Below are 25,079 nucleotides of genomic sequence, written 5' to 3' on the forward strand. Positions count from 1 at the left end.
GAATCTAGACGGCCCGGGTGTTTTTGCAAGGTCATCTGATGGCAATTTGATTTGGGCTGCCACTGCGCGTTTCAGGTACCCCGTACCAGCGGCTTGTCCCGCTCGTTCAGGGCCTCGAATACCCGCGCAACTGCGCCGGGCTGACGCCAAGGCGTTGCTTGAACAGCGTGGTCATGTGCGCCTGGGAGTTGAAGCCACAAGTGTGGGCGATATCGGTCAGTCGGGCGGTTGAATCGCGCATCAGCGCCCGTGCCTTGGCCAGGCGCCGGTCGATCAGGTAGCTGTGTGGACTTTTGCCGGTGGCATTCTTGAATGCCCGCATGAAATACCCTTCGGACAAGCCAAGCAGGCCGGCCATTTCCTTGACCCCCAGCGGACCGTCGAGACCGGCGTCGATGAACTCGTCGAGCAGGCGCATTCGCCCGCCGGTGATGGACCCTTGTACGGTGGCCGAAAACGTCTTGGGGTCCTTTACCCGTTCAGCCAATCCGAGCGCCCAGGCCTCCCAGTCATCCTCTGCGCTGGCACGCAGCAATGCGCTGCGTATTCTCAGCGCGAGGGTGATGGCCTGCGGGTCAATACGGTTGTTGAACGCATGCTCCCCCGGCAACGCCATACCGTCGGTGCGCACGACCCGCAGGTATTCACCGCCCCTGGGGGACTCGGAGAACACGTCGCATTCGACGGGGACGAATGCCAGGCCGTTGGGGATCGCCTCGAAGGGTTGCACGCGGTCGCTGCCGATGGCATGCAGGCCGCGCTGGCTGTCGAAGGCGAAGCCGATCGCCGACTGGGTGGCGACATAGCGGGTGGCGTAGGCGCAGCCGGGCAGCAATTCGATCGCCCACGGTCCTGCCTCGATGCGACGGACCGGTTCGGACTGGGGCGGCTGGTGGCGGTTTCGAGGGTTCATGAACAGCATAGTAGTGAAGAGAGAGCCTGAAAGTCAGGTCAGTTTTCTGAAAGCCCGCCGGTGGTGCCCTGATTAGACTGGGCAAAAACCCGGAGGCCCATCATGCACACACTGACTCGCGACGATATCGAACAAGCTGCCCGCCACTTATACGAAGTCATGCCCGCCACCGCCCAGTACGCCTGGCCCTTGCTGGCTGAGCGGTTGGGTTGCACGGTGTGGGTCAAGCACGAGAACCACACCCCGACGGGGGCCTTCAAGGTGCGCGGCGGCCTGACCTTCGTGCGCTGGCTCATGCGCGAGCACCCAGAGGCAAAAGGCATCGTCACGGCGACTCGCGGCAACCATGGCCAGAGCCTGGCGCTGGCGGCCAGCGCATTGGGTTTGAAAGCGTTGATCGTCGTGCCGCGCGGTAACTCGCTGGAGAAGAACAACGCCATGCGCGGTTTTGGCGGCGAGGTGGTCGAGTATGGCCGCGATTTCGATGAGGCCCGTGAAGAGGCCGCACGCCTGGCCCAAGTGCATGGCCTCTACCTGGTGCCGCCGTTCCATCCCGAGTTGGTCAAGGGCGTGGCGACCTATGGGCTTGAGCTGTTCAACGCGGTGCCGGACCTGGACACCGTCTATGTGCCGATAGGCTGTGGCTCGGGGATCTGCGCGGTCATCGCCGCCCGCGATGCCTTGGGCCTGAAGACCCACGTGGTGGGCGTGGTGTCCACCGAGGCCGTCGCGGCGAAGTTGTCGTTTGAAACGGGCAGGCTATGCGAGACCGATTCGGCGAACACCTTTGCCGACGGCTTGGCCGTGCGCAGACCCATTCCCGAGGCCTTTGCCATCTACGGCGCTGGGGCGGCGCGAATCGTCGCGGTCAGCGACGCTGAAATTGCCGGGGCCATGCGGGCGTATTACACCGACACCCACAACCTCGCCGAAGGTGCCGGCGCGGCCGCCTTGGCAGCGCTGATGCAGGAGCGTGAAACGATGCGGGGGAAAAGGGTGGCGGTGATTCTGTCCGGTGGGAATATCGACCGGCCGGTGTATGCGAATCTGATTGGCTGAATCCAGGCTTGCCGTTGTGGAAGGCGTTTCCACGCGACAAGTTTAGATCGATTATTTCTTACGGTTATTTATATAGGTTTGGATGGCATATCGATGACCGGAGAATCGAAGCTGTCGTAGGGGAAGTGTCTGCAATGAAAGCGCAGGGCATGCAGCAGCAGACGACTCTGCGCGCGTCACTCCGGTAAGCCTGCTTGAACGTTCATTCCTGCTGTTCGACCGTCATCTTGTCGGGCCCGGGCCAATCCTTAGAATCCGCCCCATCAGCCTCATCCGACTCTCGAACCTTACAGGGAACACCACCATGATGAATGCCATGCAGATGCCGATGAACGCCAACATGCCGATGATGCCAATGATGGGCATGCCGATGATGATGGCGACCATGACCTGCGAAATGATGGATGACGGCATGCTGTGCAAAATGATGCCCGCTGCCGGCATGGACATGGCCATGTTCAAGAACAGCGCCGACATGATGCAGATGATGATGAACTGCGGCATGCCGATGATGATGCACTGCGGCAACATGAGCATGATGTGCATGTCCCCGGCGAGCATGGCCATGCCGATGGCGAGCATGATGATGCCAATGCCTATGATGGGCATGCCGATGCCGTCGATGAAGTGTGTGATGGAATGTACGGTGATGGCTGACTGCATGATGTGCAAAGTCATGCCGATGGCCGGCATGAACATGGACATGATGAAAAGCTGCTGCGCCTTGATGATGAAGATGATGAACGACTGCAGCATGCCGATGATGATGAGCTGCAACGGTATGCCGATGATGTGCTGCACCTGCTGATTCGTTGCTATGGTCAGTGGGGAAGCCTGGCAGTGCGGTGATGTTGTTTACTTATGCCGTTACCGCAGAAACGGATATACACACCACCCTGCCTTTCAGTCCAGGCGTTCCGGGTAGGTAACCACCAGATACGCCACCGCTTCACTGTCGGCCGGGTTGCGATAGCGGTGAGGCTGGTCGGCATAGAACAGAATCGAATCGCCCGTGGAGAGCAGGTAGCGCTCGTCGTTGACGCTGATCTCCAGCACACCTTGGGACACCACCAGGTTTTCCTGGACGCCGGGCCCGTGCCCTTCGGACTGGTCCTCGCCCAAGGGGCTCAGGCGCAGCTCGTAGAATTCCGACTGGCGTGCCACATCGAACGGAAACAAGGCGCGGCTGACGAACGCGCCATTGGCGCTGACCAGGCGTTTGCTCTGGCTGGCCGACAGCACTGCCACCCCTTCGAAAGCCCGGTGTTCCAGGAACGCGGCCACCGACACCTTCAAGCCCTTGGCGATTTTGCACAGCACCTTGATCGACGGCACGCTGCGTCCGGATTCGATCTGCGCCAGCATGGCCCGGCTTACCCCGCACTGGCGGGCAAGGGCGTCGAGGGACAGGTGTCGCTTGGCGCGCAGGCGTTGCAGGTTCTGCGCAACCCGTTCGCAGATCGGATCCTCATCCAAGGCTTCCAGGTGATTGAGGTCCACTTCGGGTTCATCGGTACTCGCCAAAAAGCGCGAGGGTTCCTGGGCGCTCACGCCTGGTACGTCCTGGTCGGCTGGGACGCCTGGATCCACTGGAACGCCTGGTAACCGGCATTACGCGCGTACATTTCCCACATGGCCCGGGCCAGTTGCCGGGCCTGCTTGCGTTTGCGGAATTGGACGAAGTCGATAACGTTGTCAGTCGGTTTCATGAGGCACTTCACTGTCGTGACCAAAGGGACGGGATGAGCTGAGAGTACGTGGTTATTTTTATAACCATAAATACTGATTGTTTATTTATTAATGCTTTTGTGTTCTTAGCGAGGCGCCTGATCAAATCACGTGGGCGCGGTGCAATTCGGTCAGGGCCAGCGCCTTGAGTCGGGCCAGCAACGGGTCGCGCCGGTCACGCGGGTGGTCCAGTTGCACCGCCAATTCTTGGCGAATGCGGCTGGGGCGGTTATCCATCACCAACACCCGGTCGCTCAGGTACAGCGCCTCGTCGACATCATGTGTCACCAGCAACAGGGCGATGGCGTGCCGCTCGGCCAGTTGCAGCAACAGGTCCTGCAGTTTCATCCGGGTGAAGGCATCCACGGCGCTGAAGGGCTCGTCCAGCAACAGCACCTGTGGTCGCGAGTACAGGCCGCGGGCAATCGCCACCCGTTGCGCCATGCCGCCGGATAACGCCTTGGGCAAGGCATCGGCAAAACCCGTGAGGCCGACTTCCTCGATCAACTGCGCGACCCAGGCCTGATCGTAATGGTCGTCATCGCTGAAGCCTATGTTCTGCTGCACCGTCAGCCAGGGCATCAACCGCGGTTCCTGGAACACAAAGGCCAATTGTTCGGTGTGGCTGAGCAGTTGCCCTTCAAAGTCCTTTTCCAGGCCGGCGACGATGCGCAGCAAGGTGCTTTTGCCGCAGCCGCTGGGACCCAACAGGCTCACGGTTTCTCGAGGCTGTAATTGCAGGTGGATGTGATTGAGCACGGTGGTGGCGGCGAAGGTCTTGCGCTCGACGTGGATCTCCAGCATGGCTTGGGTCATGGCTCACTCCTCGGTGCCGTTAAAGGTGTCGCGCCAGGCCAGGAAGCGTTTTTCCAGGCCGGCAAGCAGGCCGTCGCTGAGTTTGCCCAGCAGGGCGAGCACGATGATCGCCGCCAGCACAATGTCTGGGCGCGAGGTTTCGCGGCCATCGCTGAGCAGGTAGCCCAGGCCTTTGGTCGCGGCGATCAGTTCGGCGGCCACCAAGAACATCCAGGCCAGGCTCATGCCGCTGCGCAACCCGGTGAACAGGCCGGGCAGGGCGGCCGGCAGGAGAATCCGGCGCACCAGACAGCGGCGGCTGAAGCCGTACATGTGGCCGACCTCCACCAGTTTGCGGTCGATGTTGCGAATCGCCGCCACGCCATTGAGGTAAACGGGAAAGAACGCGCCGATGGCGATCAGTACCACTTTCGAGGTTTCGTCGATGCCCAGCCACAGCAGGAGCAATGGCACCCAGGCCAGGCTGGGGATCGAGCGCAGGCCGGCGAAGGTCGGCTCCAGATAGGCCTCAGCTTCCCGGCTCAAGCCAACCCAGGCGGCGAAGATCAAGGCCAGGCCAGCGCCGATGGCGAAGCCCAGCAACACTCGCAAGAGGCTGGCGCTGATGTGTTTCCACAGCGCACCTTCGGCCAGGTCGCCAAGGGTCAGGGCGATCTCGCTGGGGGCCGGCATCTGGTAGGCGGGCAGCCAACCGATGCGCACGATGATCTCCAGGAACACGATGATCAGCACCGGCAGGGCCAACCCCTTGAGGCGCAGCCGCCAATGGTCGGGATTGAACAGCGGCGCTTTGCCTGGTGTGGACAGAGCCAGGCGCGGGCTGGAGAGGTCTTTGCTGTTGCTGCTCATGGCGGTTCTCCGGCAACGCCGAATCCGCGCCAGGCGCGGATCGGTTGTCGCCTGGGCTAGGGGTTATTGACGGGCCACGGCCTGCTGGCGGCCGGTGTCGAGCAATTGATCGATCACCTGGTCGACATTCACCCCGCGACGTACCAACTCTTCGGAGACCAGGATCGGCGCTGCAGCCTTGGAGGCCAGCACATCCTTGGCGCTCAACTGCGGGCTGCCCAGGTCGGTGCGCGACAGTTGCAGCCGGGCAACTTCCAGCGGCAGGCCGGATTCGTCGGCCAGCAATTTGGCCAGTTCTTGCGGATGCTCCACCGACCACGCCCGGGCCTGTTCGTAGGCCGCGAGCACGGTGTTGATGGTCTGCGGATGCTCCTGGGCATATTTCTCCGTGACGCTGACCACGCCGTAGCTGTTGAAGGCGGGGTTGCGATAGAGCAGGCGCGATCCGGCCTGCACTTCGCTGGCGGCCATGTGCGGGTCAAGACCGGCCCAGGCATCGACGTCGCCTTTTTCCAGGGCGGTGCGTCCGTCCGGGTGCTGCAGGTGCACCAGCTCCACATCGTCTTTTTTCAGCCCGGCCTGTTGCAGGCTGCGCAGGGTGAACAGATATGGATCGGTGCCTTTGGTGGCGGCGATTTTCTTGCCCTTGAGGTCGGCGATCGTCTGGTACGGCGAATCCTTGCGCACCACCAGGGCGGTCCATTCGGCGCGGCTGTAGACATACACCGACTTGATCGGGCTGCCGTTGGCCCGGCTCAGCACCGCGGCGAGGCTGGCAGACGAAGCGAAGTCGACGCCGCCACTGTTGAGGTATTCCAGGGAACGGTTGCTGCCCTGGCTCAGGACCCAGCTGACCTTGGTCTGGGGCAGGGCTTTTTCCAGATAACCGAAGTGCTTGAGCACCAGGCTGACCGGTGAGTAATAGGCGTAGTCCAGGTGCACTTCGGCCGGAGGGCTTTCTGCGGCCAGGGCCAGGGACGGCAGGCCCAGCGCGAGGGCGCAGGCGCTGATCAAGTATCTGGCGCGGGCCAGGGAGAAGCGGACGTCGGGTTTCATGGAACAGCTCCAGACAAGGCGGCGAGAAGGCAATGTTCTTATTTCCGAAAGATCGGACAGCGGAAGAAAATACCGCCTGAAAGGAATATTGCAGGCTCTGTGCCATAGCCGGCGAAAGGGCGTTTTTCGGGGGGCGCCATGGGGTAAAGGCTTCAAGCCGATGTTGCCCAGCCAACAGTCTGTTGCGGCACTGTTGCGCCCTGGACATTGGCTGCCTGTGACTATGAGCTTATGCTTTAAAAGAATTTCTAATGTGAATTCCAAGAGCGTTATGTTCTATGAAATTCACTCAGGAATGTCTTCATGAAGTTCGCCCGATCCCTGCGCCGTCTGTTCCTCAGCACATTGTTCGCCGCCCCTTTGGTCCACGCCAGCGAGCCCTTGGTACTGCACGTCGGCGACCAGAACTATTACAACGTACGGGCATCGGTGGAGGCTTCGGGTGTGCTTGAGGGCGCACCTTACCAAGTCGACTGGAAACACTTCCAGGCCGCCGCGCCCCTGGCCGAGGCGCTGAATACCGGCGACCTGGACCTGGGTTTCCTCGGCGATTCGGGTTTTCTGTTCCTGGCTGCCAAGCAGGCACCGGTGAAATTGATCGGTGTCTCGCGGCAGAACCCGGACACTATCGCGCTGCTGGTGCCCAAGGATTCACCGGTCAAGACCATCGCCGACCTCAAGGGCAAGAAAGTCGCCTATTGGCCCGGTGCCTGGAGCCAGCAACTGACCTTGCGCGCCCTGGAGCAGGCCGGTTTGCCAGAGAACCATGTGGCATTCATAAAGCTGATGCCGATCGACGCGGCGGCGGCCTTGCCCCAGGGCAGCATCGATGCGTTTCCGGTGTGGGAGCCCTACATCTCGCAACAGATCTTGTTCTCCGGCGCCCGGCCGATCCTGACGGCGAAAAACCTGATGCCCGGCCTCAGCGCCATTGCCGCTTCGACGCCGGCCATCGACAGCAAGCGTGAAGCCATCGCCGACTTTCTCGGGCGTGTGAAACAAGCCCGCGCCTGGGTCGACAACCACACCGACCAATACGCGGACCTGTGGGCGAAAAAGGCCAACCTCGACCAGAACGTCTCGCGTCATTGGTTGCGCCAGGCACACATGAGTGTCGGCCCGGTGGACCAACAGGCTGCCGCCGACCTGCAAAGCACGGCGGACTTCCTGTTCAAGGTCAAGGCGCTGCCGGCACCGCTGGCCACTGCCGGGATTATCGACACGTCCTTCAACCAGGCCTTGAGCGAATAAACCGAGCTGCTCTGGATCAGGGCACCAGTACGGCTTTTGCGCTGCTGCCCTTGGCGATCAGCGCGTACTGGGCCTTGCCGTCCACCAGGGGGATTTCAAGAATATCCGTGGGAGCGTCGATGACGCCTGCCTCGAAGTGCTTGCCAAATTCTTCAAGCATCCGGGCGCAATCGGTATTGTCATAGAGCAGCGAGTTCACCCCGATCAAGATGCCGCCTTTGCGATAGAGCGCCAGGGCGGGGAAGTGCACCATCCCATCCGGCGGGGCAGCAATGATCGCGATGCGACCGAAGTTGGCCAATGCCGATACCGCCTCTTGCAGCCAGAAGCCGGTGGTGTCGAAGATGACCTGCGCCCCTCCCGGAAACACCGCGTTGACCTGCTCTGCAAGGCTGCCGGGCGCGCTGGTCACGATGACGTCGTAGCCTTTGGCTTGCAACTCGGCGGCCCGCTCCGGTCGCCGTACCGCCGCAAGCACACGGGCCCCGCGGGCCTTCGCCAGGGCAAGCGCTGCGCTGCCTACCGCGCCATTGGCGCCAATCACCAAGAATGTCGTGTCGCGCTGCACGTGGGATCGTTCAACGGCATCGTAGGCGGTGGTAAAAGGCACGCCGATAGCCGCCGCCTGGACGAAGGACAAACGCTCGGGCTTCAGGGCCACGCCACTTGCCGGAACCGTGAGATATTGCGCGTGGGAACCGTCACGCAGGAAACCCGGGCCCTTGCCGGTTCCCCAGACCGCTTTGCCGAGCAGGTGTGCCGGGCCTTGCTCAACCACCCCGGCGAAATCACGGCCGGGCACGCGGGGCAAGGTGGTATAGGGGAAGCGGCCCTCGACATTCTTGACATCACTGGGGTTGAGCCCAGCTGCCTTGACCCGGATGAGGACCTCGTCGGGGCCCGGGACGGGTGTCGGCAAGTCAACGAGGCAGAGGTGGTCCAGGCTGCCGGTGGCGGAAAACTGTAGGGCTTTCAAGCTGCAATACTCCTCGACGAAATGTGCATCGAGGATAGCGTCCGGGCCGATAGCGAGCCCGCCAGAGAGTTTCGTCTATCGGACAAATCCCCTTGATGCCATCGCGTTTTTATACGCCGACGGTGCAACGCCCAGGGAACGGCGGAACATCTCGCTGAAACTGCTCAGCGTGTAGCCCAACCGCGCCGCTATCGTCCCCACCGAGTCACCCTCCAGGAGTGCGGCGACGGCGTGGGCCAACTGCACTTGGCGTCGCCACTCGGTGAACGTCAGGCCAAGCTCGCCATGGAACAACCGGGCCAAGGTGCGGGTGCTGGCCCCCACCGACTCGGCATGCTGCTCAAAGGACATGGCCAGGCCGGGGACGTCGAGCACCGTCTCGCACAAATTGCGCAAGCGCCTATCCCCGCCGGCAGGCATGGGCACCTTGAGCACCGCCGAGCGCTGCTCGCGAAGTTCCAGCACCAGCAGGTTGTCCAAGGCATCACGCAACGCAGGATCAGGACGGTTACCCAGCGCCACTCGCCGGATGATCAGCTCGCGCAGCAGTTTGCTGACCTCGAGCACTTCCAGCTCAAGCCCCACGCCCATGGCCAGTTCTGCGCGTAAATAGAGATTGCGCATCTCCAAGGGCGAAACCACTCGGATCCCATGTGTGACCCGCGGCGGCAGCCACACCGCGCGCTGCGGCGGGACCAGCAGCGCAGCACCGGGTGTATCGACCCACATGAGACCACTTTGCGCGTAGAGAAGCTGACCCCATTCATGATGATGAGGCGCGATCAACGTCCCGGATGAGTAGGTGCGGGAAAGCGGTTGAACAAGATGCGTCGTGTCCGTCAGATCGGGAGGTGAAGCAAGGGCCATGACCGGAACTCAGAACGGATAACGGTGCTTTTTAGCACAAGTGCGCAAGCGTTGGGGCCTGGCGTGGCTGTACCGCCGCTATCGCGAGCAAGGGATCCGGGTGTATCTCGAATCTCACAATCACCCCGGACACCTGTGGGAGCGAGCCTGCTCGCAATAGCGGTGGTTCAGATCGCACCGAGATTGGATGCCGCCTCCGCAGCCATGGCCGCCCGGACGCTGGGGCGTGCGGCGATTCGCGCCATGAACGCCGCCAGCGCCGGCCAGTCCCTGATCTGGATATTGAATAACGGCAGCCAGTTCAGGACGGTAAACAAATAGCCGTCGGCCAGGCCAAAGGTGCCCATCAGGTAATCCTGTTGTTCAAGGGCCTGGCTGAGGTAATCCAGACGCCTGAACAGCTTTGCCCTGAAGATGGCCTTGGTCGGCTCTGCAATATCGGCGTTGAACAATGGCGCACATCCGCTGTGAATCTCGCAGGTAATGAAGTTCAACCATTCCTGCAGGCGAACCCGCTCCCAGGTGCCATTGACCGGCGCCAGTGTGTTTGCGGGAACCAGATCGGCCAGGTATTGGACGATGGCGGGGCCCTCGGTCAGGACATCACCGTTATCCAGCACCAAGGCTGCCACGTAGCCCTTGGGGTTGATGGTCAGGAAGTCGAGCCCATCGGCAGTTCGTTTGGTCTGGTTGTCGACCCGGATCAATTCAAAGGGCAGGCCCAATTCCCGCAGCACGATGTGCGGGGACAATGAGCAGGTCATGGGGGCGAAGTACAGTTTCATGGTTTCCTCAAGGTCGGGGGCGTGCCGCCAGAATCCGCGAGGGCCGGAACATTTTCAAAGGACATCTTCAGTGCTAGCGTATGACAAAATCTCATGAGCAAGCCAACCCAATGGCCACAAGAATCCCTTCCTTAAATGGCCTTAGAGCATTCGAGTCGGCCGCTCGGCACATGAGTTTTACCAAGGCTGCGCTAGAGCTGAACGTCACTCAAACAGCCATCAGCCATCAAATTCGCCGGCTCGAAGAGGAGCTGGGCGTGCGCCTGTTCCTGCGGCTCAAGGATGGCCTGGCGCTGACAGACGAAGGACATGGCTATTTCCCAGGCGTTCGTGCGGCGTTCCATGAGTTGCGCTATTGCACGCAGACGTTGCTGGAGAGCCGCAACAACAGCGTCTTGACCATCAGTACGCTGGTGTCCTTTGCCTCCAAATGGTTGTTGCCGCGACTGGCGTCTTTCCAGCAGGCGTTTCCCAGCATTGACGTACGCGTTACGGCCTCCACCGAACGGGTGGATTTTTGCAAGGGCGGCGTCGATGCGGCCATTCGTTACGGTTCCGGGGATTGGAAGGGCTTGCGGGCGGACTGGCTGATGGCCGATGAGATCTTTCCGGTGTGCAGCCCCAGGCTGCTGCAAGGTCCGACAGCCCTGGAGAATCCGCACGATCTGGCCCGGCACACCTTGTTGCAGGTCAGTGGGGTGACCCACGACGACTGGAGTGCCTGGTTGAGTGCCGCCGGCCAACCGAAAAAACTGGCCGAAGGCAGCCGGTTGACTTTCGACCTTGCCATGATGGCTGTTCAGGCTGCGGTTGACGGCCTGGGGGTCTGCATCGGGCGTTCAACCTATGTCGAGGATGCCCTGAAGGCCGGGCGATTGGTTGTCCCCTTCGATCTACGCTTGAAATCTGACCTCGGCTTTTATTTCGTGAGCCCGCATGAAACAGCCGACACCCCAAAAGTGCAGGCCTTTAGAACCTGGTTGATGGATTCGGTGAGTTTTGGCGCCAAAACATAATTACAGCGTACCGTTCAGCCTCCAGCCAGCGAGCCGATATGAATAAAAGGTCCGGTTACTTCCAGGGTTCACCGAGGGTACGTCATGTTTAATACAACACTAAAAAATGAACTGACGGCTAGGACGGCCGAATTGGCAACATACAAAGGACTGGTCGGCGCCTTGGAGCGGTCGATGGCTGTCATCGAGTTCAGCCCCGATGGCAAGGTCCTTCGGGCGAACGAGAATTTTCTTGGCACGATGGGCTACCGTGCGGATCAGTTGGCCAGCCTGTCCCATCGGGATTTTTGCACCCCAGCGCTGGTGGGCAGCGCCGAGTACCGTGAATTCTGGAACCAGCTGCGCGCCGGCCAATTTGTTTCCGGCACGTTTCAGCGCCGTAGCGCGCAAGGGCAGAACGTGTGGCTGGAAGCTAGCTATAACCCGGTAGTGGACGAGCAAGGCCGCGTCGTGAAGGTGGTCAAGTACGCACTCGATGTCACCGCCAAGGTTGCCGCCGAGGCAGAAACACGTGGCCGGCTGGCGGCACTCGACCGGGCCATGGCAGTGATCGAGTTTGACCTGGGCGGCAACATCCTGACCGCCAACGACAACTTCTTGAATGTCATGAATTACACGTTGGCAGAGCTCAAGGGCAAGCATCACCGGATGTTCTGCGAACCGAGCCTGGTGGGCAGTTCGGAGTACAGTGATTTCTGGCGTCGTCTCAACGCCGGCGAGTTTTTCAGTGGCCAGTTCAAGCGCCTCGGCAAAAACGGCAAAGTCGTCTGGCTGGAAGCCAGCTACAACCCGGTCTACGACGCCGAAGGCAAGTTGTGCAAGGTTGTGAAGTTCGCCAGTGACATCAGCGAACGGGTGGAGAAGTTCGAAGAGGATTCGCGTGGCGCTTCCCGTGCGTACCATATCTCCGCCGAGACCGAGCGAGTGGCCGAACAGGGCGCCCAGGTGATCCACCAGACTGCCAAGGAGATGCGCGAGATCGCCGACAACATTGGCTCTTCCGCGCGTCTGGTTGGGCAGTTGGGGGCGCGTTCGGAAGAGATCACAGCCATCGTCAACACCATTCGCGGCATTGCCGACCAGACCAACCTGCTGGCCCTCAACGCGGCTATCGAGGCCGCGCGGGCCGGAGACCAGGGGAGGGGATTCGCGGTGGTGGCCGACGAGGTCCGGCAACTGGCCGGGCGCACCAGTCGCTCCACCTCGGAGATTGCCGAAATGATCGGCATGATTCTCTCCGAAACCCGCGACGCCGTCGCCAGCATGAACGTGACCCATGAAGGCGCATTGCGCGGTGTAACCCTGGCAGACCAGGCCGGCTCGGTCATCGTGCAAATCAGGAACGGGACCACGGATGCACTCGAGGCCGTGAGCATGTTTGCGTCCAAGCTCGACGAGTCCGAGGTGATTCCCAAGACGGCTATCGGCTGGGTGGGTTGAGGTGAGCTGAGTCCTCGCCCCAGCGATCCATGCGCTTGACCAATTCAAGCAATACCGCTCGCAGTTCCGGCGGTCGCACGGGCTTGGCCAGCACCGAGATACTCAGGCTTTGCAGCGATTGGCGTATCCGCTCGATCTCATGCCCGGTGATGACCAGCGCCGGGACTTGCCAGCCGCGCTGCTCGCGTAGCGCGGCAATGCATTCGGCGCCCGAGACTTTTGTGCCCAGGTCGAAATCGGCGATGACGATGTCGCAATCGCTGGTCAGCCCTTCACCGTCGCTGTGGGCCTCCACCTCGCAGCCCCATTTTTCCAGCAGCGCCGAGGTCGCCATCAGCACGTTGGCGTCGTCTTCAACCAAACACACCCGCAACCCGTCCAGGCGATTCTGGACGGGCACCACCTTGGGCGCCATGACACGTGGTGCCGCCGGTTCCAGGCCGCTGATCGCCACCCGGGTGCCTTGTCCGACCTTGGAATGGATGTGTATATCGACATTTAGCATCTGGCTGATGCGCTTGACGATGGACAGGCCGAGGCCGAGCCCCTCGACATCCTTGTCGCGCGCATGGCGAATGCGGTAGAACTCCTTGAACACCTCGGGCAAATGTTCGGCGGCGATGCCGCTCCCCTTGTCGTAGATCACCACGGCCAGGCGCTGGCCCTGGCGTCGCACGCCGATCAGCACGGGTTGGCCGGGTGCGTATTTGAGCGCGTTGGACAGCAGGTTCTGGACCATCGTGGTCAGCAAGCCGGGATTGACGCTGACCCAGTAAGGACAGGCGCGCAAACGCAGCTCGACGCCGGCCCAGCGGGCCGCTTCGGTGTTCTGCTTGACGACGTCCTGCAGCAATTGGCCCAGGTGTACGGTGTCGGCCTTCGGCATCGGTTGGCCGTGATCGAGGGTGTAGATATCGAGGATCGAGCGGAACAGTTGCGACACGGTGTGCAGCGAACGGTCGATGTTGTCCACCAGCCGCAATTCTTCCAGCCCCAGCCTGGCGTCACGCAGGCAGGCCGTAAACAGACCGATGGAGTGGATTGGCTGGCGCAGGTCATGACTGGCCTGGGCCAGGAATCGCGATTTCTCCTGATTGGCCAAAATGGCTTCTTCGGAGGCAATGCGTGTGCGCTTGAGCAAAATGTGCGCGTAGGCGGGCACCACAATGGTGGTGACGATCAACATCAGGAACATGTAGGGCTGCGTATGCCAGAACGGGGTCAGCCAGAAAACCAGTACCAGGGTCGACAGCGCGATAACGGTCGCCAGCGCCAGGTAGCGCGAGCCGAAGCGCATGCCATTGCCCAGCGTGACCCAGAGTAATGCAGCGTACACCGGGAGCGTGCCCTCTCCACCCACGATCATGGCAAATGCGATGCCGGCATAGTCATGCAGCATCGTGAACAGGCGCCGCCAGAAGAAGTGCCCTGGCCAGCGCTTGATGATCATGCGCAGGAACACCGAGACGACGATGAACGTACAGATGTAGATAATGATGGGCACGTAGCTCGCGACGTCTCCTGGATAGAGGCCGGCGAGGATGACGATATACAACAGCGCACAGGCGCTGACGGTCAGGCGTAACGTGGCCTGGTCGAGTTCACTGTTCTTTTCCACTGGCTTTGGCACCGCATGACCTCTGATGCCTCCAAGCGTAGCGGCTAGCCTCGGTGAAGGTTGGGAACAGACGTGATGCTGTCCCCAACGGGCGATGCCATTGCGTCAGTAGACCCTGTAGTACTTCACGACATCATCGACGAAATAGATGGTCAATACCGAACCCTGGCTCTGGCTCTGGCCTGTTTTCGTGCCGGTCACGCTGCTGACGTCATTGGCTACGGTTTGCGCCTTGGACAGTTGTGCCGAGGTTTCATACATCTTCAGGCTGGTTTCGGTCGAGACGTACTTATGGGCCAGCTTCATGTACTTATCCAGGCCTTCATCAGTCTTTTCATAGGTCCAGTTCGACTCGTTGCTGGAGCTCGTCGAATTGAGTTCTTCATTGGTCGGCGCGCCGAACATTTGAGTGATCTGGCCTTTTGTCGTCTTGCCCGGAATGATTGTTTGCTTGAGGTACGAGACGTCGTATTTTTTGGCGCCCTGATTCAAGGAGCCCATCAAGTTGCCCAAGTCGCCGGTGTTTGCACAACCGTTCAGTACGCCCGCCAGCACGCACAGCGCCATTCCATTTCTAAGTGTTTTTCCATATTCGAAGGACATGATGACTTACCTTGAGTTAATGTCAGGACCATTCCATTTCAACCGTGCAGACGGTGAAGTTGACCCAGCATTGCGCCGCCTATCGATTTATAAAATCCATAGGCTTCGCACGTCATAACGTTTCAATAGGTACAGTGATACTGCACGGTGCATGGCATGTTGGCTTTCTTTATGTTTGGCTGTTCCAACAGCCTTTTTATGGAGCGTCCACAGCTTAGGGGGAGAGTACTGGGCGACGCTATAGTACAAGTGTGCTATGGCCTCGGAGATGGGCAGGCAGGGAGGGTGATGCTCAATTAATATTCGCGGTCGTTATACATTTAATTGTCTTGTTTTCCCGGCCATCCACCATTGCCTGGGAAGTTGGAGAACTGCGCCGCAGCCGCCGCGCGCGTGGGCACACCCAGGGATTTGAGCAGGCTTGAGACATGGATGCGCACCGTGAACGGGGAAATGCCCAGGTCCCGAGCTATCTCCTTGTTGGTCTTGCCGGCGGCGATCAAGCCAAGCACTTGCCGTTGGCGCGCGGTCAGTTGGGAAAGTGCATCGTCCAGGATCGCGTTTTCGGCCTGATACTTCACCACCACTTCGCCTTCGCGTATTGCCATGATGGCGTCGGCAATACCGGCGGGGTCGATATTCTTGCCGATGAATCCGTCGGCACCCAGCGCCATCACTTGGGAAATAACGTCGACATCATCCACCATTGAAACCACAATGATCGAGGTGCGCTTGAACTCACTGCGCAACTGGCCGATTACTTGCAACGATTTGATTCCGGGAAAGCGCAAGTCGAGTATCAGGGAGTCCACTTCCATTCCGGAACGTGCCAGCGCCAATACTTCGTCCAGATTTCCAGCCTGTTCTATGGATGCTGTCGGTATGAGTCGTTCAATGGTCCTCAGCATACCTTCGCGAAACAAAGGATGGTCATCTGCCACAATTACTCTGCACGTCATGCTTCAGATCCTTCTGATCTTCCAGTTCACGAATCGTAACCTAAACTGCCCCCTTGGGTTTCAAGTTTGAAACAACCTTTCATGTTGGAATAATCCAGTGACTATGACGGAAAAGAATAGCGAGCTTGATCAGGCTACCTTGAGATTGACGGTCGGGGCCTGTACTGCGCTCTACATCATAGTGGTGGCCTGCCTGGCCAGTGATTTCGAAACCTATGTCCCGATCCTGTGGTACATGGCCTTTTTCTTCGGCGTCGCGGTCCCGCTGCGCATGGCGATCAAGCATTGGCCCGGGCACTTCATCCTGCGTCGTCTTTTTGCCATGACCCTCGACTATGCAAGCCTCGCCTTCGCCTTGATCGTGGGTGGGGAGGGGTTGCTACCGGTGTACGCCGCATTGCTCTGGGTCACGTTGGGCAATGGCATGCGCTTCGGCTCGCGCTACCTGGCTGCCGCGACGTTGATCGCTCTCGCTACCTTGGTGGTGATCTTCCTGCTCACGCCGTTCTGGCGTGGTCAGCCCTACGTGTTCCTGATGCTGATCGTCACCACCATCGTGGTGCCCGCCTACGCGCATATCCTGCTGACCCGAACCCGCATCGCTTCGGAGGAGGCGATTGCCGCGAACCAGGAGAAATCCCGCTTCCTGGCCCAGGCCAGCCACGACTTGCGCCAACCGATTCACTCGATCGGCTTGTTCACCGCCTGCCTGCGCGATGCCCGGTTGGGCCAGGAAGAGTTGCGACTGGTGGACAACATCGACCGCTCGTTGCACATCGTCTCGCAGCTGTTTCGTTCGATCCTCGATATCTACACCCTCGATAACGGGCAGCTTGAACCGCAGGCCGAACCTGTACACCTGGGCGCGTTGCTTCAAGATGTGGTCAAGCAGAACACCGAAGCCGCACGCTGGGCCGGTGTCGAGTTGCGCCTGCGGCCTTGCCGGCATTGGGTCAATGTCAACGCCGGCCTGTTGGCGACCATGGTGCAGAACCTGGTCTCCAACACGCTCAAATATGCCTCCGGCCAACCAGTGTTGATCGGCGTGCGGCCGAAAGGCAGCGGCCTGGCCATCGTCATCTACGACAAGGGCCGGGGCATTGCCGCCGAACACCTGCCCGAGGTGTTCAAGGAGTTCTATCGGGTGCGCCACGTTCGTGACAAGGACGTCGAGGGGCTGGGCCTGGGGTTGTCCATCGTCAAGCGAATCAGCCTCCTGATCAATCTGGACATCCAGCTGGACTCCCGGCTCGGCAAGGGCACGCGCGCCATGATCCAGGGGCTGGAAACGGTTGCGCCAAGGGCGATGGTGGACAGGCCGGTGTCCACCCATAGCCGTTTGCAAGGCTTGCGGGTGTGCCTGGTGGAGGATGACGCCAACGTGCTGATGGCGACATCCGCGCTATTGGAGAAGTGGGGGTGCGAAGTGGAAACCCACAGCGACGGGGTGGGCGTGACCAGTGACTGCGACATCATCATTGCCGACTTCGACCTGGGCACGAAGGTCTCCGGTTCCGAATGCATCGCCGCGATTCGCGAGCAACGGGGTTGGGAAGTCCCCGCCATGATCATGACCGGCCATGAAATCGAAAGAATTCGCCACGCGCTGCACCACATGAACATCTCGATCCTGGCCAAGCCTGTGCGGCCTCCGGAGTTGCGGGCGACCTTGCTCGAGCTGACCAAGAACTTTGCCAGCGTCAGGACCTGACCTCCGTTCGGGCCATGCCTCGTGCTTCCACCATTCCATTTTATGAAACGGTGGATTGCAGTTTGTGCGTATTCCTGCGCCGTCGCTTTGGGCAGAAGATGAGTCCAGCCATTTGCACAGCCGTGCAAACGATGGCGGAGAATCCCTAACCGTAGCGCACTGGCGCAGGCGTTCATGCTGCGAGCGCGAGGAGTAGCTGATGGACGAAGCCTTGCAAGCAAAAACCTCGCCCTGGCACGAAGGAGAGCTGGCCTTGCAGCGCTCCGTCGGGGCAGTCGACATGATGGCCGGTGTCGGGCAACGGCAACTGGCGCGCACGTGGATGCCGGACCAGCATCGGGAGTTCTACGCCCAACTGCCTTTCGTGGTGCTGGGGGCGGTGGATCGGCAAGGCGATGTCTGGGCGACCTTGCGCGCCGGGCAACCAGGCTTCATGAACTCGCCCGATCCGCAGACCCTGCACATCGACCTCGAGCCTGAGCCGAACGACCCGGCCCAGGAGGGCATGGGCGAGGGCGATGCCATCGGGATGCTGGGGATCGAGTTGCACACCCGCCGGCGCAACCGCATGAACGGTGTCGTGCGTCGTCAGCTCGACCCTGGGCTCGAGATTTCAGTGAGCCAGGCGTATGGCAACTGCCCTCGCTACATCAACCTGCGCCAGTACCACTTTGTCGACGCGCAGGCCGTTGCGCCGCGTCAACTGACCGTGTCCGACCCACTGGTGCGGCGCCTGGTGACGGCGGCCGATTCGTTCTATATCGCCACCTACGTGGTGCGCGACGGCGAGCGGCAGGTCGATGCTTCCCACCGTGGCGGCAAGCCGGGGTTTGTGCGCATGGACGAAGACGGATCGCTGACCATTCCGGACTTTTCCGGCAACCTGTTTTTCAACACGCTGGGCAACATCCTGCTCAATCCGCGGGCCGGGCTGGTGTTCGTCGATTTCCAGACGGGCGATCTGCTGCAAATGAGCGGCTCGGCGCAAGTCCTGCTGGACGACCCCGAGATCAGCGCGTTCCAGGGCGCCGAGCGGCTGTTGCGCTTTACCCCGCAACGCATCGTGTATCGCCCGGCGGCCATTGCCCTGCGCTGGAAGGACCAGGACGAAGGCGACTCGCCCAATTCAATGATGACCGGCAGCTGGGAGCAGGCCGCCGAGCGCTTGCAGGCCGAGGCGCTGCGTAGCCGCTGGCGTGCATTGCAGGTCGCGCGGGTGGTGGATGAAAGCCACAACATTCGCTCGTTCTACTTGCAGGCAAGCGATGGCTTGGGTTTGCCCCGGTTTGAAGCCGGGCAACATTTGCCGGTGCGGATCTTGCTGGAAGGACAGAACGCGCCATCGATCCGGACCTATAGCGTATCCAGTGCGCCGTCGGATGATTTTTTGCGCATCAGCGTCAAGCGCGATGGTTCGGTGTCGTCTCACCTGCATGATCAGGTGCAGGCGCTGCACGAGCTTGAGGCGCGGGCGCCCCAGGGCCATTTCACCGTCCAGGCCACCGAGCGACGTCCGTTGGTCTTGCTGGCAGCGGGCGTGGGCATCACACCGTTGTTGTCGATGTTGCGCGAGGTGGTTTACCAGGGCCAACGCATCAGCCGCATGCGCCCGGTCTGGCTGGTGCAAAGCGCCCGCTCGGTGGCCGACCTGGCTTTCCGTGACGAGATCGACGAACTGGCCGCCCGTGCCGGCGACAAGCTGCAGGTGCTGCGCATGGTCAGCCAACCACCCACTGATGGAGGAGGCGCTGAAGGTTATGACCTGACCGGCAGGATCGATGTGGAACTGCTCAAGAAGCTGCTGCCGCTCAACGACTACGACTTCTATTTGTGCGGGCCGGGCAGCTTTACCCAGGCGCTGTACGACGGGCTGCGCAAACTGCGCATCCCTGACGATCGCATCCACGCGGAGACCTTTGGGCCCTCAACGCTCGTGCGGGATCTCGAAGTGAGCATGCCGGCGCCAGAGCAAGTGCCGGCTGCGAGTGAAGCGGTGAAGGTCTTGTTCGCCAGTTCCGGCAAGGAGGCACGTTGGGAGCCGGGCAGCGGGACGTTGCTGGAGCTGGCCGAAGCGCGCGGCCTTAATCCGGAATTCAGTTGCCGCGGCGGTTCCTGCGGCACCTGCAAAACTCGCTTGAGCCGCGGCCAGGTGCATTACCTGAGCCAGCCGGCCGAACCGGTTGGTGAAGGTGAGGTGCTGATCTGTTGCGCGGTGCCGGCCCAGGGGAGCGAGCCGTTGGTGCTCGAGGTCTAGGCTGACCGCCTGACTGTTTCACCGGATGAAATGCTGGATTGTAGAAGCTGGTTATTCCGCTGTCCGGGGCAGGAGCAGAGGATAGCGCCATCGACGCGATCACCGCTTCGAGCCCAAAACAACATGGAGTACGTCATGTCTGAGAAAGCGATCAAACTTTATCGCCACCCGCTGTCGGGGCACGCCCATCGTGTCGAGCTGATGCTCTCGCTGCTTGGCTTGCCAACCGAGTTGATATTCGTGGACTTGATGAAAGGTGAGCACAAGACTCCGGAGTTTCTCGCCATCAACAGTTTTGGCCAGGTGCCGGTGATCGACGACAACGGCACCGTCCTGGCCGACTCGAACGCGATCCTGGTCTACCTCGCGGCCAAGTATGGCAAGGGGCAATGGCTGCCCAGCGATCCGCTTGCCCAGGCGCGGGTGCAGCGCTGGCTGTCGGTGGCGGCGGGCCAGATCAACCAGGGGCCGGCCAACGCCCGGTTGATCACCGTGTTCGGCGCCGGCTATGACGCCGAAGACGCCATCAAGCGTTCCCATGCCCTGTTGAAGGTGATGGAGACGGAGTTGGAGCAGAGCCGGTTCCTGGCCGGTGAGCAACCGACCATCGCGGACGTGGCCGCGTACACTTACGTGTCCCATGCGCCGGAAGGCAACGTCGCGCTGACCGACTACCCGAACGTCCGGGCCTGGCTGGGCAGCATCGAAGCCTTGCCGAATTTCGTCGGCATGCAACGCACCGCCAAGGGCTTGCAGCAAGCCTGATTCACACCGCAGGTGCTTGCCGGGGGGCATCTTCCGGCAAGTACATTCAAGCCACGTGCCCTCAAGGCTGGATCGCCCATGGATCGCTTTCAGGAAATGCAGGTTTTCATGGCGGTTGCCGAGGAGGAAGGGTTCGCCGCTGCCGCCCGTCGACTGCGTATATCACCGCCAAGCGTGACGCGCGCAATTGCGGCGATGGAGGAGCGGATTGGCACCCAGCTGTTGTCGCGCACCACCCGCAATGTGTACCTGACTGAAGCGGGGCAGCGCTACCTGGAGGATTGTCGACGGATCCTGAGTGAGCTCGATGAAGCCGAGGAGGCCGCTGCCGGCAGCTATTCGATCCCCTGCGGGTATCTGACGGTCACCGCCCCGGTGCTGTTTGGCGAGCTGTACATCGCGCCTTTGCTGACGGATTACCTGGATCAATTTCCCTCGGTACACCTCAACGCCTTGTTGGTCGACCGCGTGGTGAACATCGCTGACGAAGGCATCGACGTGGCGATCCGCATCGGCCATTTGCAGGAAAACAATCAGCACGTCATCAAGGTAGGTGAAGTGCGCCAGGTGATTTGTGGCGCCCCGGCCTATTTCCAGCGACACGGACGGCCAACCCATCCTGGCGAGTTGAGCAAGGCCAATATCGTGATGTCTTCGGCCAGTCATTTGCTGAGCCACTGGCAGTTCATGGACGAAGCCAATTCGCTGAGCCTGCGCTTTGATCCACGCCTGGTGGTGACCGCTAATCAGGCGGCAATCAACATCGCCTGCCAGGGTTGGGGCGTGACCCGGGTCTTGTCCTATCAAGTGGCCCGGCAGGTCGCCGACGGCGAGCTTGAGGTAGTGCTCAAGGCGTTCGAGCCACCAGCGTTGCCGATTCACGTGGTGTATCAGAAGAGCAATCGAGTGCCGGCCAAGGTGCGCACGTTCGTGGACTTCCTCGCTGATCGGTTGGGGGACGACGTCACGCTCAAGCCTGTCGTAAAAGGCATCGCCTGATGGCTCGCCACCATGAAATGCTGATGTTCCATGCGCTGTCGCAGTGCCCCAGTCTCGCCTCGGCAGCCCAGCGCCTCAACGTTTCCGGACCGACCGTGATGCGTGCCATCGCTCGGCTGGAGGCGCGACTGGGTGTGCAGTTACTGTCACGCAGCACGCGCGGGGTCGTGCTGACTGAAGCCGGGGTCGGCTTCATGGCTGACTGTTCACGGATCCTCAATGCGATTGACGAGGCCGAGGCGTCGGCCAAGGGCTGGCATGTCCAGGCCCAAGGCAACCTGACGATCCTGTTGCCCTTGCTGTTCAGCCGCTATGTCATGGCCCCGGTGCTGGCCGGCTACATGGATCAGTACCCCGAGATCAGGGTATTTGCCCACTACCACGATCGTTTTCCGAACATGCATGAGGAAGGGCTGGATGTGGCGGTGTTGGTGGGGAATCTGCCCAACTGCTCATTGATCGCACGACCGGTCGGCAGCGTTCGTTCGCTCGTCTGCGCCAGTCCTGGCTACCTGGCGATTCATGGTGAGCCGGTTGTGCCGCAGGATCTGCACAATCATCGATTGATCGCCACGCAGGCCAACCAGGATTGGGTCCAGTGGCCTTTCCAGCAGCAGGCCAGCGGCCTCAAGGCACGCACGCGGCTCAGTTGCGCCACGCTGCAGGCGGCCATCGACGCGGCGGCTCATGGGGCTGGGTTGATGCGCTGCTTGAACTATCCGCTGTACGACTATCTGAACAGCGGACGCTTGCGCCGGGTCCTGCAACCCTATGAACCGCCCTCGATACCGGTTCATGTGGTCTACCGCGAAAGACGCAAGGCGCCGATGCGCGTGCGCAGTTTCGTGGACTACATCGTCGAGCACCTGCGCGAGCACCCGGCGCTGCGAGCGGATGTTTCTTGAATATCAGCTCGCGCTTGGACCCAGGATCCCGCGGCGCACACGGCCTGGCGCCTCACCGAAGACTTCCTTGAATTTCTTGCTGAACGCGGCCTGGGATTGGTAGCCGACCTGTACGGCAATATCGCTCAGCCCCAAGTGTGAGTGACTGAGCAGGCTGAAGGCCAACTCCATGCGGACTTGCGTCAACAGCACCCACGGCGAGACACCGGCCACCTTGACAAATGCACGCATGAAGTTGGCCCGGGACATGCTCGCGATGTCCGCCAGGCCTTGGATGGTCCACTCGTGCGCAGGGTCCGCCAGCATTGCCTGCCAGGCCCGGCCCAGACGCTTGTCGCCGAGCAGGGCCAGCGAGCCGCTGTCCTGTCCCTGGCTGGCCAGATGCGCACGCAGAATCAGGGTGAACAGCGCCTGTGACAGGGCATCGAGCAAGAAGCGCGCGCCGACCTTATTCCCATCTGCTTCTGCGCGCATGACCTCCACCAGCGCCGGCAACGGCCCATTGGCCGGTAATGCGCCGCTGGGAATCACCAGGTATTCGGGCAAGGCGCCGAACAGCAACGAAGCCCGGTTGAAGTGAAAGCCTCCGCAAAGCATGTCCAGCTCCGCGCTGGCGCCGCCAATGCGATGAATCGGCAAGGTGCCCCCGGTCAGGATTCGGGGGGAGGTCGGCGTTACCGTTTTGCCAGGGCTGTGCATGACGTGAGGGGCACCGCGCGGCAACAGCAGGATGTCACCGGCACGCATGGGCAAGCGCTGCCCATCGGCAAACTCGACGCGGCATTCGCCGGCCAGCACGATGTGATAGGGCGCTGTGCCCAGGGCTTGCTGCCCGTGATCCATGGCCCAGTCGCCCTGGAACTGACAGCGCAGGTCCAGGCTGCCGCGCACGTTGGCCAGGCTGATGAGTTTATCGATCGCATTCATTTGAGCATTTCGCCAAAAAAACTGAGCGCATTGAGCAAACCCGAGTGGCGCCAGGGTGAAAAACTGAGGGCGTCAAAACAGTACACCCAACCCACTCAGGAGTTAATGCCATGTTCAATAACTGGTCCGAATTGTTGCCCACCATTCAGAAGGCCTTTGGCGCACTGGGCCGCAGCAACCCGAAAATGGTCAAGGCCTATATGGCGCTAGGGGAAGCCGCCAGCGAAAACAACGTGCTCGATGCCAAGACCCGCGAGTTGATCTCGATCGCCATCGCCGTCACTACCCGCTGCGACGGTTGCATCGCCGCCCACACGGACGCGGCGATCAAGGCCGGCGCGAGTCGCGAGGAGGTAGCGGCGGCCCTGGCAACTGCGATTTCGTTGAATGCGGGGGCGGCCTATATCTACTCGCTGCGGTCGCTTGAGGCGTATGACATGCTGAAGGCGCCGGTGTGATTTGTATGGGGGCATATCCGTTGCTGCGGTAAGGGCGGAACCATAAGCAGCCGTTACCGCAACAACGGATATACACACCAAAAAAACACCCCTCTCGGAACGAAATATCAAAACCTCGGTAAGCCTTTTTTGTTCAGTCAGCTGCGATTGTTTCAGATTACGCAATCAAGTCATGTAATTCCTGGACATTCTCTAAAAACCGTCCGCCAGTGAAACTGATCCCAGAAGCGATTGACCGTTTCGGGTCGTCGCAGCGTTCTCCATCCATCGGGAGATTCCCATGATCGACACGACTTGCACCGGCAACCTTCGGCCCGATACCTCCGTTGCGACTTACCAGGAGCACGAAAGCGGATTCCTGTTGCCCCAATTGATGGGCGCCTTGGCAAGCGAGTCCGCAGGTTTCGTCTCGAACGACCTGTGTCAGCAACGCGCCCACGGCACTTTGCTGGCGAAGGCTGGCGCCTTGGTGATGCGGGTGCTGAAGCTAACGCCGATCGGCTAACGCAGAACCCGTGGCGAGGGAGCAAACAATGAAGCGTCGCTTCGTGCGTACTTGAAAATGGGGATGAAAGAGGTCGCTACTTTTCCGTTCACCGGACTTGAATTCGCTGTTTATTCGTACATTGGCTAGGCAGGAAACGAAAGCGGGCCATGCATTACGATCGACTAAGTCGACACCGAATCATGGCAGCAGACGCAAAGCTTGTTGCCATCGAGATCTCGAAAGTAGGCGCCGTAATAATCAGGGTGGTAGTGGGGTCTCAAGCCGGGTTCTCCCTCACACGTCCCGCCCAGTGCCAGCGCTGTCGCGTAGCTGTTCCTCACCGCTTCCCGGCTGGGGGCAAGCAGAGCCACCATTTGTCCGTTGCCGGGTTGGTGCACCTTGCCGTCAAAGGGTTTTCCAATCACGAAGATCGGGCGCGGTGAATGCTCGGCAATCCAGCCCGCCCAGCCTTTGTGGGCGTCGCTAAATTTCAATGTCAGGCCCAGCCCGGCCATGACCTTTGAATAGAACCCGAAGGCGCGATCAAAATCGGCGATACCTAGAAAAACATGCGAGATCATGATGACTACCGTTTTGCCGTGGGCGCGAGGGTTGTTTGAAATTCCAGCCTACGCTG

General features: G+C 60.7%; 25 protein-coding genes and 2 pseudogenes. 13 read left to right on the top strand and 14 right to left on the bottom strand.

Annotated features, from left to right (window positions below; translation table 11 throughout):
- Positions 1-106: 106 nt before the first annotated feature.
- A complete protein-coding gene (locus tag KGA89_RS13015; RefSeq protein ID WP_223471758.1) occupies positions 107-922 on the bottom strand; it encodes a helix-turn-helix transcriptional regulator in 816 nt (271 codons plus the stop codon).
- Between the two features lie 93 nt (positions 923-1,015).
- Here KGA89_RS13015 and KGA89_RS13020 point away from each other — a divergent pair, with 93 nt between their 5' ends.
- Together KGA89_RS13020 and KGA89_RS13025 are read left to right on the top strand one after the other, a co-directional pair.
- On the top strand, positions 1,016-1,972 hold the full coding sequence (locus tag KGA89_RS13020) for a threonine dehydratase (protein WP_039011729.1): 957 nt from the start codon (positions 1,016-1,018) through the stop codon (positions 1,970-1,972).
- A 304-nt stretch (positions 1,973-2,276) separates the two neighbouring features.
- Entirely contained in the window at positions 2,277-2,780 is a 504-nt protein-coding gene (locus KGA89_RS13025) for a hypothetical protein (RefSeq protein WP_077506097.1), read from the top strand.
- A 95-nt stretch (positions 2,781-2,875) separates the two neighbouring features.
- Here the strand turns inward: KGA89_RS13025 and KGA89_RS13030 are convergent, their stop codons facing one another.
- The 5 genes from KGA89_RS13030 to KGA89_RS13050 form a co-directional block, all read right to left on the bottom strand.
- Positions 2,876-3,472, bottom strand: coding sequence for a helix-turn-helix domain-containing protein (locus tag KGA89_RS13030; RefSeq protein WP_223471820.1), 597 nt, complete (start codon positions 3,470-3,472; stop codon positions 2,876-2,878).
- 47 nt (positions 3,473-3,519) lie between these two features.
- Positions 3,520-3,681 (bottom strand): hypothetical protein, encoded by a 162-nt coding sequence (locus KGA89_RS13035; RefSeq protein WP_223471759.1) that lies wholly within the window; start codon positions 3,679-3,681, stop codon positions 3,520-3,522.
- Positions 3,682-3,802: 121 nt separating this feature from the next.
- Positions 3,803-4,516 (bottom strand): ABC transporter ATP-binding protein, encoded by a 714-nt coding sequence (locus KGA89_RS13040; protein ID WP_223471760.1) that lies wholly within the window; start codon positions 4,514-4,516, stop codon positions 3,803-3,805.
- A gap of 3 nt (positions 4,517-4,519) precedes the next feature.
- A complete protein-coding gene (locus KGA89_RS13045) occupies positions 4,520-5,365 on the bottom strand; it encodes an ABC transporter permease (RefSeq protein ID WP_223471761.1) in 846 nt (281 codons plus the stop codon).
- A 63-nt stretch (positions 5,366-5,428) separates the two neighbouring features.
- Positions 5,429-6,421 (bottom strand): aliphatic sulfonate ABC transporter substrate-binding protein, encoded by a 993-nt coding sequence (locus tag KGA89_RS13050; RefSeq protein ID WP_223471762.1) that lies wholly within the window; start codon positions 6,419-6,421, stop codon positions 5,429-5,431.
- Positions 6,422-6,724: 303 nt separating this feature from the next.
- Here KGA89_RS13050 and KGA89_RS13055 point away from each other — a divergent pair, with 303 nt between their 5' ends.
- Positions 6,725-7,672 (top strand): ABC transporter substrate-binding protein, encoded by a 948-nt coding sequence (locus tag KGA89_RS13055; RefSeq protein WP_003201065.1) that lies wholly within the window; start codon positions 6,725-6,727, stop codon positions 7,670-7,672.
- A 16-nt stretch (positions 7,673-7,688) separates the two neighbouring features.
- Here KGA89_RS13055 and KGA89_RS13060 read toward each other — a convergent pair whose 3' ends face one another.
- The 3 genes from KGA89_RS13060 to gstA all read right to left on the bottom strand — a co-directional run bounded on the left by KGA89_RS13060 (position 7,689) and on the right by gstA (position 10,300).
- Complete coding sequence (locus KGA89_RS13060) at positions 7,689-8,648, bottom strand: zinc-binding alcohol dehydrogenase family protein (protein ID WP_123350855.1); 960 nt, start codon at positions 8,646-8,648, stop codon at positions 7,689-7,691.
- Positions 8,649-8,723: 75 nt separating this feature from the next.
- On the bottom strand, positions 8,724-9,515 hold the full coding sequence (locus tag KGA89_RS13065) for an AraC family transcriptional regulator (protein WP_223471763.1): 792 nt from the start codon (positions 9,513-9,515) through the stop codon (positions 8,724-8,726).
- A gap of 167 nt (positions 9,516-9,682) precedes the next feature.
- A complete protein-coding gene (gene gstA, locus KGA89_RS13070) occupies positions 9,683-10,300 on the bottom strand; it encodes a glutathione transferase GstA (protein ID WP_114730977.1) in 618 nt (205 codons plus the stop codon).
- Positions 10,301-10,410: 110 nt separating this feature from the next.
- Here gstA and KGA89_RS13075 point away from each other — a divergent pair, with 110 nt between their 5' ends.
- From KGA89_RS13075 to KGA89_RS30815, 3 genes and pseudogenes are all read left to right on the top strand, one after another.
- Positions 10,411-11,316 carry a transcriptional regulator GcvA gene (locus KGA89_RS13075; RefSeq protein WP_223471764.1) on the top strand — a complete coding sequence of 302 codons (906 nt, stop codon included), beginning with the start codon at positions 10,411-10,413 and terminating at the stop codon, positions 11,314-11,316.
- A 174-nt stretch (positions 11,317-11,490) separates the two neighbouring features.
- Positions 11,491-12,168, top strand: a pseudogene (locus tag KGA89_RS30810) (PAS domain-containing protein); the annotation flags it as partial.
- 114 nt (positions 12,169-12,282) lie between these two features.
- A pseudogene (locus tag KGA89_RS30815) lies at positions 12,283-12,756 on the top strand (methyl-accepting chemotaxis protein); the annotation flags it as partial.
- On the opposite strand, the gene KGA89_RS13085 reads toward KGA89_RS30815, so the two are convergent.
- The 3 genes from KGA89_RS13085 to KGA89_RS13095 all read right to left on the bottom strand — a co-directional run bounded on the left by KGA89_RS13085 (position 12,737) and on the right by KGA89_RS13095 (position 15,936).
- Positions 12,737-14,374: a hybrid sensor histidine kinase/response regulator gene (locus KGA89_RS13085; protein ID WP_223471766.1), complete on the bottom strand. Its 1,638-nt coding sequence runs from the start codon at positions 14,372-14,374 to the stop codon at positions 12,737-12,739. The pseudogene KGA89_RS30815 and the gene KGA89_RS13085 sit on opposite strands and share 20 nt — an antisense overlap.
- A gap of 105 nt (positions 14,375-14,479) precedes the next feature.
- Positions 14,480-14,977, bottom strand: a complete 498-nt coding sequence (locus tag KGA89_RS13090; protein WP_003201077.1) for a hypothetical protein — start codon at positions 14,975-14,977, stop codon at positions 14,480-14,482.
- A 320-nt stretch (positions 14,978-15,297) separates the two neighbouring features.
- A complete protein-coding gene (locus KGA89_RS13095; RefSeq protein WP_003201079.1) occupies positions 15,298-15,936 on the bottom strand; it encodes a response regulator in 639 nt (212 codons plus the stop codon).
- A 103-nt stretch (positions 15,937-16,039) separates the two neighbouring features.
- On the opposite strand from KGA89_RS13095, the gene KGA89_RS13100 reads away from it, so the two are divergent.
- From KGA89_RS13100 to KGA89_RS13120, 5 genes are all read left to right on the top strand, one after another.
- On the top strand, positions 16,040-17,647 hold the full coding sequence (locus KGA89_RS13100; protein WP_223471821.1) for a hybrid sensor histidine kinase/response regulator: 1,608 nt from the start codon (positions 16,040-16,042) through the stop codon (positions 17,645-17,647).
- Between the two features lie 199 nt (positions 17,648-17,846).
- The gene (locus KGA89_RS13105) at positions 17,847-19,901 is read left to right on the top strand and encodes a pyridoxamine 5'-phosphate oxidase family protein (protein WP_038856975.1); all 2,055 of its coding nucleotides are present in this window, start codon (positions 17,847-17,849) and stop codon (positions 19,899-19,901) included.
- A 135-nt stretch (positions 19,902-20,036) separates the two neighbouring features.
- Positions 20,037-20,666, top strand: coding sequence for a glutathione S-transferase family protein (locus KGA89_RS13110; RefSeq protein WP_003201089.1), 630 nt, complete (start codon positions 20,037-20,039; stop codon positions 20,664-20,666).
- 78 nt (positions 20,667-20,744) lie between these two features.
- Positions 20,745-21,665, top strand: a complete 921-nt coding sequence (locus tag KGA89_RS13115) for a LysR family transcriptional regulator (RefSeq protein ID WP_003201095.1) — start codon at positions 20,745-20,747, stop codon at positions 21,663-21,665.
- Entirely contained in the window at positions 21,665-22,570 is a 906-nt protein-coding gene (locus KGA89_RS13120; RefSeq protein WP_003201098.1) for a LysR family transcriptional regulator, read from the top strand. The genes KGA89_RS13115 and KGA89_RS13120 overlap by 1 nt, the downstream gene beginning before the upstream one ends.
- A gap of 3 nt (positions 22,571-22,573) precedes the next feature.
- Here KGA89_RS13120 and KGA89_RS13125 read toward each other — a convergent pair whose 3' ends face one another.
- Complete coding sequence (locus tag KGA89_RS13125; RefSeq protein ID WP_003201099.1) at positions 22,574-23,497, bottom strand: AraC family transcriptional regulator; 924 nt, start codon at positions 23,495-23,497, stop codon at positions 22,574-22,576.
- A 110-nt stretch (positions 23,498-23,607) separates the two neighbouring features.
- Here KGA89_RS13125 and KGA89_RS13130 point away from each other — a divergent pair, with 110 nt between their 5' ends.
- Both KGA89_RS13130 and KGA89_RS13135 read left to right on the top strand, forming a co-directional pair.
- Positions 23,608-23,955 (top strand): carboxymuconolactone decarboxylase family protein, encoded by a 348-nt coding sequence (locus KGA89_RS13130; RefSeq protein ID WP_003201101.1) that lies wholly within the window; start codon positions 23,608-23,610, stop codon positions 23,953-23,955.
- 280 nt (positions 23,956-24,235) lie between these two features.
- Positions 24,236-24,460: a hypothetical protein gene (locus tag KGA89_RS13135; RefSeq protein WP_003201103.1), complete on the top strand. Its 225-nt coding sequence runs from the start codon at positions 24,236-24,238 to the stop codon at positions 24,458-24,460.
- Positions 24,461-24,624: 164 nt separating this feature from the next.
- Here KGA89_RS13135 and KGA89_RS13140 read toward each other — a convergent pair whose 3' ends face one another.
- On the bottom strand, positions 24,625-25,023 hold the full coding sequence (locus KGA89_RS13140) for a VOC family protein (protein WP_003201106.1): 399 nt from the start codon (positions 25,021-25,023) through the stop codon (positions 24,625-24,627).
- Between the last annotated feature and the right edge of the window lie 56 nt (positions 25,024-25,079).

Origin of the sequence: Pseudomonas sp. A-RE-22 (genome assembly GCF_019956035.1) — a bacterium.
Classification (GTDB): Bacteria; Pseudomonadota; Gammaproteobacteria; order Pseudomonadales; family Pseudomonadaceae; genus Aquipseudomonas; species Aquipseudomonas brassicacearum.

Coding starts and splice junctions, on each gene's coding strand:
- KGA89_RS13015 (WP_223471758.1), bottom strand. CDS start 922: ATGCTGTTCATGAACCCTCGAAACCGCCACCAGCCGCCCCAGTCCGAA.
- KGA89_RS13020 (WP_039011729.1), top strand. CDS start 1,016: ATGCACACACTGACTCGCGACGATATCGAACAAGCTGCCCGCCACTTA.
- KGA89_RS13025 (WP_077506097.1), top strand. CDS start 2,277: ATGATGAATGCCATGCAGATGCCGATGAACGCCAACATGCCGATGATG.
- KGA89_RS13035 (WP_223471759.1), bottom strand. CDS start 3,681: ATGAAACCGACTGACAACGTTATCGACTTCGTCCAATTCCGCAAACGC.
- KGA89_RS13040 (WP_223471760.1), bottom strand. CDS start 4,516: ATGACCCAAGCCATGCTGGAGATCCACGTCGAGCGCAAGACCTTCGCC.
- KGA89_RS13045 (WP_223471761.1), bottom strand. CDS start 5,365: ATGAGCAGCAACAGCAAAGACCTCTCCAGCCCGCGCCTGGCTCTGTCC.
- KGA89_RS13050 (WP_223471762.1), bottom strand. CDS start 6,421: ATGAAACCCGACGTCCGCTTCTCCCTGGCCCGCGCCAGATACTTGATC.
- KGA89_RS13055 (WP_003201065.1), top strand. CDS start 6,725: ATGAAGTTCGCCCGATCCCTGCGCCGTCTGTTCCTCAGCACATTGTTC.
- KGA89_RS13065 (WP_223471763.1), bottom strand. CDS start 9,515: ATGGCCCTTGCTTCACCTCCCGATCTGACGGACACGACGCATCTTGTT.
- gstA (WP_114730977.1), bottom strand. CDS start 10,300: ATGAAACTGTACTTCGCCCCCATGACCTGCTCATTGTCCCCGCACATC.
- KGA89_RS13075 (WP_223471764.1), top strand. CDS start 10,411: ATGGCCACAAGAATCCCTTCCTTAAATGGCCTTAGAGCATTCGAGTCG.
- KGA89_RS13090 (WP_003201077.1), bottom strand. CDS start 14,977: ATGTCCTTCGAATATGGAAAAACACTTAGAAATGGAATGGCGCTGTGC.
- KGA89_RS13095 (WP_003201079.1), bottom strand. CDS start 15,936: ATGACGTGCAGAGTAATTGTGGCAGATGACCATCCTTTGTTTCGCGAA.
- KGA89_RS13100 (WP_223471821.1), top strand. CDS start 16,040: ATGACGGAAAAGAATAGCGAGCTTGATCAGGCTACCTTGAGATTGACG.
- KGA89_RS13105 (WP_038856975.1), top strand. CDS start 17,847: ATGGACGAAGCCTTGCAAGCAAAAACCTCGCCCTGGCACGAAGGAGAG.
- KGA89_RS13110 (WP_003201089.1), top strand. CDS start 20,037: ATGTCTGAGAAAGCGATCAAACTTTATCGCCACCCGCTGTCGGGGCAC.
- KGA89_RS13115 (WP_003201095.1), top strand. CDS start 20,745: ATGGATCGCTTTCAGGAAATGCAGGTTTTCATGGCGGTTGCCGAGGAG.
- KGA89_RS13120 (WP_003201098.1), top strand. CDS start 21,665: ATGGCTCGCCACCATGAAATGCTGATGTTCCATGCGCTGTCGCAGTGC.
- KGA89_RS13125 (WP_003201099.1), bottom strand. CDS start 23,497: ATGAATGCGATCGATAAACTCATCAGCCTGGCCAACGTGCGCGGCAGC.
- KGA89_RS13130 (WP_003201101.1), top strand. CDS start 23,608: ATGTTCAATAACTGGTCCGAATTGTTGCCCACCATTCAGAAGGCCTTT.
- KGA89_RS13135 (WP_003201103.1), top strand. CDS start 24,236: ATGATCGACACGACTTGCACCGGCAACCTTCGGCCCGATACCTCCGTT.
- KGA89_RS13140 (WP_003201106.1), bottom strand. CDS start 25,023: ATGATCTCGCATGTTTTTCTAGGTATCGCCGATTTTGATCGCGCCTTC.